This window comes from Limisphaera sp. 4302-co (assembly GCF_049537155.1).
GTDB lineage: Bacteria > Verrucomicrobiota > Verrucomicrobiia > Limisphaerales > Limisphaeraceae > Limisphaera.
The window spans coordinates 86,992-99,581 of record NZ_JBMVQZ010000008.1 but is presented as its reverse complement, the minus strand read 5'-3'; the positions used below and the strand labels follow the sequence as shown (position 1 = coordinate 99,581).

The following is a 12,590-nucleotide window of genomic DNA, read 5'->3' as shown; positions in this document are numbered from 1 at the left end:
AGGCAGGAAAGCGGATTCGGGCACCAAATCCAGACCATCCGGGTTCACGTATCGAGGTAGCCATAACCAAATCCTCCCCTCCTGGCGTTTACCGAAGAGGATCATCGCTGTAGACCGCGGGCGGCCGCGGCCCGAAATGGCTCCAATCCGCCGGCTTGGCACCCTCCCACACGCTGTCCGGATCGATCCCGTGGGTAATGCCCGTGGGATGCGTGTGGAGGAAATCGGTCTGGGCGGGCCTGAAATCGGAGTCCTTCAGGATCGTCGGTGTGATGAAGATCAGCAGATTTTTCTTGTCCATCGCCTTGTTTTCGTGACGGAACGCCAGGCCGATCAGCGGCAGGTCACCCAGCACCGGCACCTTGCTGTAGATGTTTTTGGTGGAGTCACTCATGAGTCCGCCCATCACGAGCGTGTGGGCATTGGGGATCAGCACCTGGGTCTCGATACGTCGAATGTCGTACTCGTCGGCCTCGTTGATGGTGTCCACGACACGCTTCTGCACCGTCCGGAAGATGCTGGAAACCTCCGGTACCACCTTGAGGAAGATTTGATCGTTGGCGGTGATCCGCGGTGTCACCGTCAGGATCGTGCCCAGGTTGGTGTAGTTCACCTCGGAACCCCCTGTGGTGTTCTGCGTGCTGGCCTGCACACGGAAGATCGGCACCGCCCGGGTGACGGCCAGCTTGGCCGGCTCGTTATCCAGTGTCACCGCCCGGGGCGTGGAAATCACTTGTGTGTCCGCATCCTTGTTCAGAAACGAGAGGACGGCCCGCACACCGTCGGCATTGAGGAAGGCAATGTTCGGATTGAATCCGTTGAAGGTGTTGAGCGAAAGGCCGCCAGTGCCGGATTGCGTGACCATGGTGGTGTTACGGCTGTAGCGGGACGAAGAAGTGATCTGGCGTCCGCCAGGCAGCGTGGTGGTCACGGCCTCGCCCGGTACCGTCGTCACGGTCTCAGCCGTGGTCGTCCCGTTTCCAAACGTAACGTTCTGAGCCTCCAGGGTCGCTCCCCAGTCGATGCCCTTGATGGTGCTCGGGCTGCGTGAAATCTCCATTAGTCGGGCCTCGATGAGGACCTGCCGCGGCGCCACATCCAGCCGTTCGATCAGCTCCTCCACCGCCGGCAGTTCTTTTTCTGTCGCCACCACGACCATCTGGCTGGTACGCACGTCCGGCAGCGCCTTGCTGCGTTTGTCCGTGAAGGCGCTCTGCACGACGGCCACCACGTTCGATGGATTGGCATATTTGAGCTGGATGATCTTCGTCACCAGCGGCTCGGGCGCCTCCGGATCCTTCATGGTGATTCGTGCAATGCCCGTCTTCGGGTCCTGCACCAACTGCAGATCGTAGTTGTTCAACAACGCCTCCAGCGCCTGCTGCGCCGTCACGTTTTCCCAACGAATGGAGACACTTGGCATCGGCACGATCTTGCCGTCCGGTCCCGGCATCCCGTAGTTGACCTTCGGATCCATGAGGTAATTGAGCCCGGCCTGGCGCGCCAGATTCCGAATCGCATCGGTCAAGGGCAGGTCGTCCATGACAATCAGCGGGATCACCTGGTTGTTAGAGGATGTGCCCTGCTGCGGCTCCCGGCCGGGTTCTGCAGCGGTCATGGTCTCTGCCCGTACGGTGTTTTCCTGACCGGCCCCGTTCGTGGTAGCTTCCTGTCCGCACACCCTCCAAGCCAGGCCGGCTGCGCACCATGCGACCAGGGCAACAGCCGCCCATCCGCTGCGCGATCGTTCCATACTCGCACCTATACGCTTGGATGTTTGGTCGCACGGACACACCCACGGCGTCTCCGTGTGGGAGCTTACTCGGTCACTTTGTTTCTTGATACCACTTTGCATGGCCTTCATGGGCTGCGCGTCTTTCAGTTGTTCATTCCGGTCCTCAGCAGAGGGCCTTTCCAATAACCAAGCAGCTTACGGGCCAACTGCTGCATGCTCTCGATGCAGGCCCAAACCGGGACTTCTCCACCATCACATGCGCCTCCATACCCGTAACCGTCGGGGTCCTGCGACAGGCTCGTGGCCCGCCGGGTTAGCCGCCGTCGCGAAGCCGCAACTCCTGCCGAACACCGTTGATTTCCACCAGGACACCGTCGTCCTCGATTTGGACACATTGGATCCGCACCTCTCCGGCCGCGGTCTTCAGTGTCCCGGTTTCACCTTCCGCGAGAATCAGGCTTCGTGGCGGATTGTCCCGTGTCGTCAGGGTGGCCAGGCGGTTGCCCGGCACTCCGGCCAGACCCCGCAGCGCCAGACTCACCCGGACCGCGGGCGCGGTGTTGGTGCGACTCGCCCGCTGCCCGAACAGCCGGGTGGATTTGGGAAAAAACGGGTCCAGCCCGTCGTCCGGGCTGCTGGGAATCTCGAAAACCGAGCGGGGGATCTCCTGCCCGGCTGAAGCAGATTCGGCCGCTGCCGAAGGGGCTGTGCTCCGCTCCGGGTCCGTTGCGGCACCCGCGCGAACGGACACCGACAGAATGGCCGCCACTGCCAACCATCTTTTCATCGTTCGCCTCCCCTCATGAGCCGGATCGAACCAGGGCAACGACGGTTACCCGGAAAGCAAGTTGCTCATGGGTGCCCTCCGTGCCCGATGCAGGCGCTGGTTCGATCTCCAGGTTTCGCAACTGCCAGTAGGGGTACCGGTTCTCGAAGTCGGCGAGAAACCGGCCCAGGTCATGATAGTGGGCGGACCCCGCAATGGTCATGCTGACCTGCCGATAGGGAAAGCCCGGCAGCAAATCCACCGGACCAGGTCCGTTGATGGTGCTGAACTGTGGAATCTCCACAGGATACTGGCTTCGGAATTGCCGGATCTCGTTGATGAGATAGGCGTAGTAATCGCCCGCGGCCATTTGCTGCTCGCACCGGTCCAGCTCCGCGGCAGCCTGATCGAGTGCCTCCTGGATCGTCGGCGCCCGATTCAGCACCTTCCGCGCATCGGCAATCTGACGCCTCAGGTCGTCAATCTGCTGCCCGACCTGCTCCAACGCCGCCTGCTGTGGTCCTACCAGCCCGAACCACACACCGGCCAGGACCACCAATGTCCCCAGGGCCACCAGAACGAGCTGGCGCTGCTTTTCTTTGGGAAGGCGTTTCATCGTGTCTTTTCCTCCAATCGGCATTCGAGCGTGAAGGCCACGAACGCCCGTCCGGTCCGGGGATCCTCCACCGGGGGCGAGAGGTTTCGTAGCGCCACTTCGCCCTTGGTTCCGATGAGTTGCTGGAACCATGGCTCGTGGGCGATGCGTTCCTTGTAACGGGTCACCAGGTCACCCGGATTGGCGCCTTCGTCCCGGGCGTCCAGCGTGATGATGATCCGTTCGGTAGCCGTGGGTGGTTTGGGCGCTTGTGTGATGCGGCCGGCTGCGTTGGTCTTGCCCGGCGTGGCCGGTGTGAGCACATAAAACTGCTCCACCTTGAGCCGGCTGAGCGGGACATCGGGAAGCGCCGCCTTTTGCAGCGCCTGGAGCAGGTTGCCCTGGAGAAACCGGTTGGTGGCAAGGCGATGCAGGGCGGTCAGACGTTGCCGCACCTCGTTGAGTCGCTTCTCCTGTTCGCGTGCGTGCTCATAGTCCTTGCGCAGAAGCTGCCATTCCGTCTGCAGACCGGCCAACTCACTGTTTTGGAGCAGAACACGTGAATAGAAGATCAAACTCCCCAGGAGGCTGCAGGCCACCACGGCCACGGCAATCAACACGGCCCGCTTGACCGGGTCCCTGCGTCGTTCTTCCTCGAGCGCCTGCGCTTCGGCCAGAAGATTCAGTCGGATGGGCATAGGCTCAAAGAGTGGCAAGGGCGGTTCCCACGGCCACGGACAATTGCGGGGCCACCTGTTCCCACTCGGCGAGTTGCTGCGGTGGAAGCGAACGCTGCAGGCCCGCGGTGGGGTCCCAGGCACGGCATTCTGAGACCAGCTCGGTCTGCAGGGCCTGCAAAACCCATTCTGCGGCGGCACCGGCGCCGGATACGAGGATGTGCGTGACCGGCCGGTCGCTCTGGTGTTCGTAAAAGTCCAGAGATGCCTTCAGTTCCCGTCCCAACGGGGCGATGAGGGCGAAGAGCTGCTCGCGCACCTCGGCCGGCATGCCCAGTTTGATGCCCTCGGCTTCCGCATAACTGATGCCCATGGTGTCGGCCAGACCCTGTGTGATCTGGTCGCCACCCAAGGCCAGCACGCGTGTCAGGACGAGTTCTCCTTCCTGCAGGATACAGACGCTGGAATGGCGAAAGCCCAGGTCCACCAGCGCAAGGACCTCGCGTTGGAAAAGGTCCGGCTCGGCTTTCTCCAGCGCGTTGATGGGGGCGACCAGACCGGGCAGCACGCTCCCGGCGGTGCAACCGGCCTGCTTGATCGCCGTGTGGAGGGTGTCCACCCAGGTCTTCTTGGCACCGGCCACCAGGACCTTTTGCTTGGGAACGGCCGGTCCCTTGGGCTTTTCGGGCGCCGGACCGCCGGAGCGGCCGTTGACCGGCCAGCAGTCGAACACATAGCCGGGAAGGTCCTGCTGCAAATAAAGTTTGCTGCTGGTCTTGAGGATCTGCCGCATGTCCGGCACCGGCATCTGCGGGAGCTCGGCATATCGAACGATGGCGTCATGAACTCCGATCGCCACCGAAACCAGAGGGGACCGGCTTTCCAATGACTGCACGACCGAGCGCAGATGGTCGGCCAGCAATTCGGCCGAGGGTTCCTTGTCGAAAACGGGAGCCTCGGCAATGGCATAGCGCAAGAGGACCGGCCCTTCCGGACGATTCTGAATCCAAACCGCCTTCGTGCACCGGCCGCCGAGATCCACAGCCACCACTTGCTCCCGTTTCCGCGACCCGCCTTTGAACCAGCTCAACGTCATGGGCAACGTCCTCAGCTACGACCGAGCCAACCTGTGCTCGCCGATTTCCGTTCGTTGTGAAAGCAACTCGCGGGCCAAGCCAGAAAAGGAACGGGCCCATGCCGCCATGCCGCTGCAACGAGTCAAACGCCGTTGCAGGGAGCAGGGGCTGCACGCCGGACCCGACGGATCAGCACCGCGGCCGCCGCCGCAAGCAGGCCGGTCAGGCACCACGCCCAGCCCGGCATGCTCCCCAGCTGTGTGGCGGATGCCTTTCCGGCCCCGTTGGAGGCCGACTGTACGTCCTGGGTGCGGCCGAGCTGGATTTGGTACGTCTCGAGTCTGGCCTGCATGTCCCTCGCCAAGGCACGCTTGAAGGCCAGCCGCTGTTCGTACCGTTCCCGCCCGACACGGAGCTTCTCGGACAGTGACAACTCCCCTTCCTGCCGAAGACGGTCGGCAATTTCTTCCTCATCCCCTTCCTTGAACCCCGGCAGGGCGGCAAAAGCTGCCTCCACCCGGAAAGGTATGACCATCCCGGTGAGCAACAGGACGGACATCAACAAAATCAGCACCCTGCGACCCCTCAAGAGGATGGGACGACGGTGGTCTGTACCCCCGGAAGGACTCCGCAACTGAAACGGGCCGCGGCTCGACCGGAGGTGCGCGCAGCCCTCCGGATCCCGCCCGGGGCTCAGCGGACACTGAAACATCGGGATAGGATCAAGCATGCTCATCCTGCAGCCAGGCTTCCGCCCTTTCGGACGGCTCACAGCGTTTCCGCTTCGGGGGGCAGCTCGGTGTAATCCGAAAGGCTGATCAGGCCGGCCACCGGCAAGCCCAGGTCCACCAGCAGGTTCGGGTCCCGGTTGTACCGGCTGTGCACGCGCGAATCGTAGTTGATGCGCAGTGTCCGATTGAACACGATCGCCTCGTCGCGACTCACCAGCACCCCGTTGAAGACAGTGTCGTTTTTGGCCAGTCGCATGGCCGCGGCGTGGTTGGTGTAAAAGATTCCGTCGAGCCGGTTCATGTTGTTGGAGGCAACCTGATTGTACGCCAAGGGGGTTCCGGAATCGTTGGTGGGGTAACCTTGGATTTTGGGCGCCCGCGACGGCGTCATGTTGAGTTGGGAGTTGTAGTCGTAGTTGCCATCCATGACGCCGTCTTCGTCGGCGTCGTACCACGCGCTGTAGGTCCCGTCGGGATGGATGAAGGGAATCCCGTCATCGCCGGTATGGAGGATCCCGTCGGCGCCCAGGTTGAGTTCGCTGCCAACATTGCGCAGACCGTAGCCGGCCGCTTTGTAACAGTAGCTTTGCCATTCCGAGCTGGTCACGTCTCCCCCGAGAATGCATTCCCGCACGGCAAAGGCGACCAGGTCTCTGTCCTTGTTGTTTTCGACCCAGGCATCGCGTTGAGGGGCTGACATGGTCTCGGGCGGGGTGCTGAAATTCGGCCCGTTTCGATACCGGAGGTCCCCGGCGATGTAGAGATTGCCACCCACGTACAGCGTGCCCCGGCCGGAGATGTAACCCTTGATCACCACGTCCCCCGGGACGACCACGGTGTTACTGATGATGATCGGCTTGTCGTAGGTACCCTCCAAATAGAGCCCGGGTTTTACGATGTTGGTGTGCACGCCGTAGACCAGTCGCTGCGATCCCACCCAGATGCCGTTGTTGACCGGGTCGCTGAGGGCCTTGGTTGTGTAGTAGGTAAAGTCCTTGAGGTTGGGCATCGGCTCGCGCGGGACGCCCCAGTGTGCATAGGCCAGGGGGTTGGCCCCCGCCAGACCGCCGAAGGGCGGATTCCCGCCGAATGGATCCACCGGCACGCCGTTTTCCGTGATCAATCCGTTGGCAAGGATCACGCCGTTGACCGAGGGACGGCCGCGAAAGTCAAAGTCCCAATTCGCGCGGTTGCCGCCGTTGCCGGTGATGCTTCACCCCCACCACCAACCCCAGTTGTTCAGAAAATACTCGTAATCGAAGACCCGACTGGCCGGGTTCTTGACGATCCGGGCTCCGAGGGTCCGCACTTTGTCGCCAACCCGGGCGGAAGCCGTGATCCAATAAATGTCCATGCCGATCACGTTGGACTTCACCACCGTGACACGTGCGCCGACGAAGCGACTTCCCTCTTCCTGCAGGGTCTGCTGCATGTACGCGAGCGGCAGGGTGCCATTGGCGGTGGCGTACACGCCGGAGCCCGGGGCGGGCCAGGCATCGGCGATCATTTGCGCCGCCCACTGCAACGCGTTCTCGGCATGGTAGTAGGCGGCGATCCAGTCGTTGCGGCCGTGCGCCATGTTCAGGTGGAACGAGCCGAGGGCAAGCGTGCCGGCCGTCACGAGTCCCAGGATCCCACCGGTAACCACCACGACCATCAAGGCACTGCCCTCCTCGGACTTTTGCATCGCTCGCTTCAGGTTCATTCCTTTCATGGACAGCCTCACCCTCCTTTCCTCAAGCATTCCGCATTTTCACCACGAAGGACTTGAACACCCGCGCACTGTTGACCTCTGGCGCCCTTCTTCCGAAGCCGTCATCGTCCATTTCCAGAAAGACTCGAATCAGGGAGCTGTCGGTGCTCCCGTCCGACTTGATGCTCGGAGCGAACACCAACTGCCGCAGGACGACGCGGCCGGGTCGGTTCTCGAACAGCGTGGTCTCGGTCTGGGGCTTGAGCCGGTCTTCACGAAACCAAACCCGTCCCGCCTGCGGGTCGAAACGAAGTTCGGCTCGGGGAAAGTCCGGTGCCGGGCCGCGGCCCACAATCACCCCTTGAAAAGCCGTGGCCAGACCCAAGGTCTCGCCGACTGGCACGACGAACACCGCGCCTTCGTAACCGCTCATCTGGCGCAGCAGCCCCTGAATCCTGGCCTGGAGTTGGGCGGATTCCTGTTCCACCGTGGCATCGGCCACGGTGCGGAGATTTTCACGGGCAGCTTCCACCAGGAGGAAGACGCCACCCCCGGCCAGCAGGATTCCGATGGAAACCGCCACCATCAGCTCCACCAGGGTGTACCCCCGGCCGGCCCAGCGCATGCGGGAAAAAGCAGCAGTTTCATGGCAAACTCACAGGTCTTTAACCCGGATGACGTCCAGTCGCTGGCTCAGAGGCTGGCCCCGGCCAAGCGGCGGGTCCCAACGAATCTCCAACCGCAGATGCCGGGTGTGCGCTTGGCCGAGGACCGTGGTGGTGGTCAGGATCACCCGCATCTGAGGGTTCCGCCCCGACAGCCAGACCAGATCCGGGTGAAACGCAAGGTAATCCTCCGTGTTCACGCTGAACCACTGATCGCTTGTAGGCAGGTGGATGGCAGGACCGTCCCCGGTCCCGTCCAGCAGCGGGTTCAAAGGCCAGCCCGGTTGCACGTTGGCAAAAGGCAGGGCGCGCACGAGCTCGGCGTAATGCTCCAGGAACCCCATCGCAACTGCCTCTTCCTTCGCCTTGTACGAGGTCACCCGACTGAACGAGATGGCCGTCATGCAAACCACGACGCAGAGGCTCAATACGGCCAGTGTCAGCACGGCCTCCGGCAGGGTGAATCCTGCAGAAACCTCGCAGCCGCGGCGTGATGTGGCGTGTCTCATCGGCAGGCTAAAAGCAGTCCGTGTGCCGTGTCCGGATATCATGGGACGGCCTGCTCCGCTCCCGGGCAAGCGGAGTGCCCCGTGTCCCAAATCAGGACAACCGAACCGCATCTTGCGAGGCATCGAGGTGGGCACGTTTCCCGTTTGCCACGGGAATGCCGGTACGGCACGGGAACCTCCGGGCTGGCCGTGCAGGCCCGGGGGCAACGATCGAACCCCCGTTTGCCACCGAGTCGCGGGCAGCCTAGAATCCACGGAGCATGTGGTTTGCGCGACGATCTGCGGAGTGGCAACGGCTGTGGGAAAAGGTCGAGTCGGGCGGCCGGCTCACTGAAGCCGAGGCCCTGGCCCTGTGGCGGGACGGGGACCTCCACGCACTGGGCCGGCTGGCGGATGAGGCGCGGGCCCGCAAGGTGGGCAACCGCGCCACCTACATCGTCAATCGGTACATTAATTATTCAAACTACTGCATCCTTTCCTGCCGATTCTGCTCGTTCGCACGCAAGAAGCGCGATGCGGATGGATTCGAACTGAGCCTGGAGCAGATCGTGGCAAAGGCCCGGGAAGCACTCGCCCTTGGGGTGACCGAGCTTCACATCGTCGGCGGTTTGCATCCCAGTCTGCCATTCGCCTATTACACCGAGATGCTACGGGCGTTAAAGGCGCTCCATCCCGGGCTTCAACTGAAGTGCTTCACGGCTATCGAGGTTCTGCACCTGGCCTGGCTGGCGCGCAAAAGCGTGCAGGATACGCTGGTCGAACTCCGGGACGCCGGGTTGGACAGCCTCACCGGCGGTGGGGCCGAGATCTTCGATCCCGGCGTGCGCCAGGCCATCGCCCGCGGAAAGGAATCCGCTGAAGAGTGGTTGGAGGTGCACCGGATCTGGCACCGCCTGGGAGGAAAAAGCACCTGCACCATGCTGTACGGGCATGTGGAATCCTTGGAGCATCGGGTGGACCATCTGCGACGCCTGCGTGATCTCCAGGATGAAACCCATGGCTTCGTGGGCTTCATCCCCCTGCCCTACCAACCGGACCACAACGATCTGCCGGTGGATCATCCCCCGACGGCCAACGACACCCTCCGGACGATCGCCGTGAGCAGGTTGTACCTCGACAACTTCGACCACATCACCGCCTACTGGGTGGGGCTCGGCCCCAAGCTGGCGCAACTGGCGCTGCACTACGGGGCGGACGACCTGCACGGGACCATCGTCGAGGAGCACATCTTTCACATGGCCGGCGCCCGTACACCCCAGCAATTGCCGGAAGCCGAGCTCATCCGGCTCATCCGCGACGCGGGGCGCGTTCCGGTCCGCCGCAACACCTTCTACGAACCCATCTCCCCGGCCGAGGACCCGGCTTCCTCCGCCTCCTTCCGGGCAAATACACCGGCCGTTCAGCCCACGGCCACGACCTGAACGTCTTCCGCCCGCCGCATGGGAGCGGGTCGTTTCGGCATGTTCCCCACCAGGGATTCCCCGGACAAAAGCCGCTGGCCCGCGCGCCTCCGCCATGCTTACCTGACCGCATGAAAACCGGCCGGTCCACTCCGCGATCCGGAGAGCGAAGCGTCTCCTTCGACGCCGCAACCAACCGGGTCCGCCTCCTGGATCAACGGCAGCTTCCCCATCAGGTGCTGTGGTTGCACACAGCGGATTACCGCGCCACGGCACGCGCCATTCGCGACATGGTGGTGCGGGGAGCGCCCGCCATTGCCGCCGCCGCCTACGGGTTGGCCCAGGGAATTCGCGCCTTTCGTGGACGCGACCTGGGAAAGTTCGGTGCCCACGTCCGCCGGGTCCACCGCGCCCTTCTGGCCGCCCGGCCCACCGCGGTGGATCCGGCCCGGGCGATGGAGGAGGTCCTGGCAGCCATCCGGGCGGGACACACCGTGGAGGAGCGCAAGGCGCTGGCCCTGGCCGCGGCCGAGGAGTTTGCCCATCGAAGTGCCGCCGAATGCAGGGCCCTCGGCGAACAGGGCCTGCCGCTGATCCGCACCGGGATGTCGGTCCTTACCCACTGCAATGCCGGTCGCCTGGCTTGTGTGGATTATGGTACCGCCACGGCACCGCTTTACCTGGCTCACGAACGCGGCCGCAGATTCCATGTCTACTGCACAGAAACCCGGCCGCGTTCCCAAGGGGCCGCACTGACGGCGTGGGAGTTGGCCCGGGCGGGGATTGCCCACACCCTGATCGCTGACACGGCCGTGGGCCTGCTGATGCAGCAGGGCCGGGTGGATTTGGTGTTGGTGGGGAGCGACCGCGTGTTGGGCCGCACCGGACACGTGACCAACAAGATCGGCACCTACAATCTGGCCGTGCTGGCCCATCGCCACGGCATCCCGTTTTACGTGGCCATCCCCCTGTCCACTCTGGATTGGGACCTGAAGTCCCCCTCGCAAATCCCCATCGAAGAACGGGACCCTGCAGAGGTCCGCTGCGCGCGCGGCGTGCCCCTGACCCGTGCCGCGCGTGCCACCGTGTGCGAACCGGTGACCGTCCGGGTCGCCAACCCCACCAGCCCGGTGTGGAATCCGGCCTTCGACATCACCCCACCGGAGCTGGTGACCGGCGTGCTCACACCCGCCGGTATTTTCAAACCAAACGAACTGTGGTCCCAGCGACGACGCCTCGGGTATGACCGGATGATCAGTGCGGCCGGACCGCACCAGGCAACCCGGCGCTTTCCGGTGAGTGGATGACGGATTCCCCGGCACATCCTGCCGGGACTGGCAGCTTCGCAGCCTCAGCATTTCGTTCCCCACATCTGCTCTGCGACCAGCGGGGCTCCGGCAGCATCCTTTCCACGGTTTCGCTCCAAACGTCTCCCACCGTCCCGCAGGATCCCCATGACCGGTGGGAAAGGAATCACTCTTGGTCGGCCCTGCCCCCCTCGGCATACTGGCCGTCTCCGGCCCCGAAAAGCCGTGCTCGAGGCGGACGATTGCGGGCCGGGCACAAACCGTATGCGGTTTCTCATGTTGAACTGGCGAGACCCGGAAAACCCCGAGGCAGGCGGGGCGGAACGGGTGTCCCTGGCCTTCATGCGTGCCCTGCGGGAGCGGGGACACGAGGTCTTCTGGTTTTCCAATTCCTTCCCCGGAGCGGCTCCCGCGTACGAACGCGACGGCATTTGTTTCATGCGCGCTGGCGGCAAAGGCACCTCCGTGCTGGCCGCTCTGCGGTGGTACCGGCGTCAGCCCCGGTTCGATCTGGTGATCGATCAACACCACGGCATCCCGTGGTACGCGCCGTGGTGGTGTCGCACGCGTTGCCTCGCCTACATCCACGAGGTCCTGGGCCCCATCTGGCACGTGTTTTATCCCGGGATCCTGGGGAGGATCGGCCGCTGGCAGGAACGGTGGACCCACTGGCTTTACCGGCACGTTCCCTTCTGGGTCCCCTCGCCTTCGACCCGGCGGGCGCTGGAGGCACATGGTGTCCGGCATGTTACCTGGCTGCCAAACGGTTGCGATACCCCGCCCCTGCCCCGGCTCGATCCCAAGCCTCTCACGCCACCCGCCCGGTTGATTGTGGTGTCGCGACTGGCCCCCAACAAGCGGGTGGACCATGCCCTTCATGCCCTGGCGCTCCTGCTCCAACGCGGACTGCAAGCCGAACTCACCGTGGTCGGAGGTGGCGCCATGGAACAACCGCTCAAGGAACTGGCCCATCGAATGGACCTCACACACCGGGTGCGTTTCACCGGGCCGCTGCCGGAAACCGCCAAGAACGAGGAATTGCGCCGGGCCCATTTCCTCTTGCACAGCTCGGTGCGGGAAGGCTGGGGCCTGAACGTCATCGAAGCCAATGCCATGGGCACGCCTGCGATCGTCTACCCTGTGGACGGGCTCGTGGATTCGACACTCGACGGCCGCACAGGTTGGGTGGTCGCACATGAACACCCCGAAGACCTGGCCGAGACGGTCTGTCGCGTGTGGCAGAACCCCGGCGAATACGAGGCCTGTCGGCGCAGGGCTTGGGAACGGTCGCGTCGGTTCCAATGGTGTGAGGTCCTGCCCCGGGTCACGCGCTGGCTGGAAGCACAGGCACGCGGCGATTCCGCAGCAGCCCGAGCTGTCGCCGCCGAGGTAGCGCATCTCCTTTGACCCGGTAATCACCCGTGCGACACCGCCAG

General features: G+C 63.7%; 13 protein-coding genes. 3 read left to right on the top strand and 10 right to left on the bottom strand.

All coding sequences use genetic code 11. The features are described 5' to 3' along the window. Window positions 1-88: 88 nt before the first annotated feature. From ACPDIX_RS09560 to ACPDIX_RS09515, 10 genes are all read right to left on the bottom strand, one after another. Entirely contained in the window at window positions 89-1,753 is a 1,665-nt protein-coding gene (locus tag ACPDIX_RS09560; RefSeq protein ID WP_423431561.1) for a type II secretion system protein GspD, read from the bottom strand. A 295-nt stretch (window positions 1,754-2,048) separates the two neighbouring features. Continuing rightward, window positions 2,049-2,522, bottom strand: coding sequence for a hypothetical protein (locus ACPDIX_RS09555; protein ID WP_423431560.1), 474 nt, complete (start codon window positions 2,520-2,522; stop codon window positions 2,049-2,051). Between the two features lie 13 nt (window positions 2,523-2,535). Continuing rightward, complete coding sequence (locus ACPDIX_RS09550) at window positions 2,536-3,117, bottom strand: hypothetical protein (RefSeq protein WP_423431559.1); 582 nt, start codon at window positions 3,115-3,117, stop codon at window positions 2,536-2,538. Then, window positions 3,114-3,794, bottom strand: coding sequence for a hypothetical protein (locus ACPDIX_RS09545; RefSeq protein ID WP_423431558.1), 681 nt, complete (start codon window positions 3,792-3,794; stop codon window positions 3,114-3,116). The genes ACPDIX_RS09550 and ACPDIX_RS09545 overlap by 4 nt, the downstream gene beginning before the upstream one ends. A gap of 4 nt (window positions 3,795-3,798) precedes the next feature. After that, window positions 3,799-4,869, bottom strand: a complete 1,071-nt coding sequence (gene pilM / locus ACPDIX_RS09540; protein WP_423431557.1) for a pilus assembly protein PilM — start codon at window positions 4,867-4,869, stop codon at window positions 3,799-3,801. Between the two features lie 122 nt (window positions 4,870-4,991). Then, entirely contained in the window at window positions 4,992-5,423 is a 432-nt protein-coding gene (locus ACPDIX_RS09535) for a hypothetical protein (protein ID WP_423431556.1), read from the bottom strand. 194 nt (window positions 5,424-5,617) lie between these two features. Further along, window positions 5,618-6,721, bottom strand: coding sequence for a hypothetical protein (locus ACPDIX_RS09530; protein ID WP_423431555.1), 1,104 nt, complete (start codon window positions 6,719-6,721; stop codon window positions 5,618-5,620). A 72-nt stretch (window positions 6,722-6,793) separates the two neighbouring features. Further along, on the bottom strand, window positions 6,794-7,267 hold the full coding sequence (locus ACPDIX_RS09525) for a hypothetical protein (protein WP_423431554.1): 474 nt from the start codon (window positions 7,265-7,267) through the stop codon (window positions 6,794-6,796). A gap of 49 nt (window positions 7,268-7,316) precedes the next feature. Beyond that, window positions 7,317-7,898 carry a PulJ/GspJ family protein gene (locus ACPDIX_RS09520; RefSeq protein WP_423431553.1) on the bottom strand — a complete coding sequence of 194 codons (582 nt, stop codon included), beginning with the start codon at window positions 7,896-7,898 and terminating at the stop codon, window positions 7,317-7,319. Between the two features lie 30 nt (window positions 7,899-7,928). Continuing rightward, the gene (locus ACPDIX_RS09515; RefSeq protein WP_423431552.1) at window positions 7,929-8,447 is read right to left on the bottom strand and encodes a type IV pilus modification PilV family protein; all 519 of its coding nucleotides are present in this window, start codon (window positions 8,445-8,447) and stop codon (window positions 7,929-7,931) included. A 260-nt stretch (window positions 8,448-8,707) separates the two neighbouring features. On the opposite strand from ACPDIX_RS09515, the gene mqnE reads away from it, so the two are divergent. From mqnE to ACPDIX_RS09500, 3 genes are all read left to right on the top strand, one after another. Further along, a complete protein-coding gene (gene mqnE / locus ACPDIX_RS09510) occupies window positions 8,708-9,868 on the top strand; it encodes an aminofutalosine synthase MqnE (RefSeq protein WP_423431551.1) in 1,161 nt (386 codons plus the stop codon). A gap of 110 nt (window positions 9,869-9,978) precedes the next feature. Further along, entirely contained in the window at window positions 9,979-11,154 is a 1,176-nt protein-coding gene (gene mtnA / locus ACPDIX_RS09505) for an S-methyl-5-thioribose-1-phosphate isomerase (protein ID WP_423431550.1), read from the top strand. A 276-nt stretch (window positions 11,155-11,430) separates the two neighbouring features. After that, window positions 11,431-12,561: a glycosyltransferase family 4 protein gene (locus ACPDIX_RS09500; RefSeq protein ID WP_423431549.1), complete on the top strand. Its 1,131-nt coding sequence runs from the start codon at window positions 11,431-11,433 to the stop codon at window positions 12,559-12,561. The last annotated feature ends 29 nt before the right edge of the window (window positions 12,562-12,590 follow it).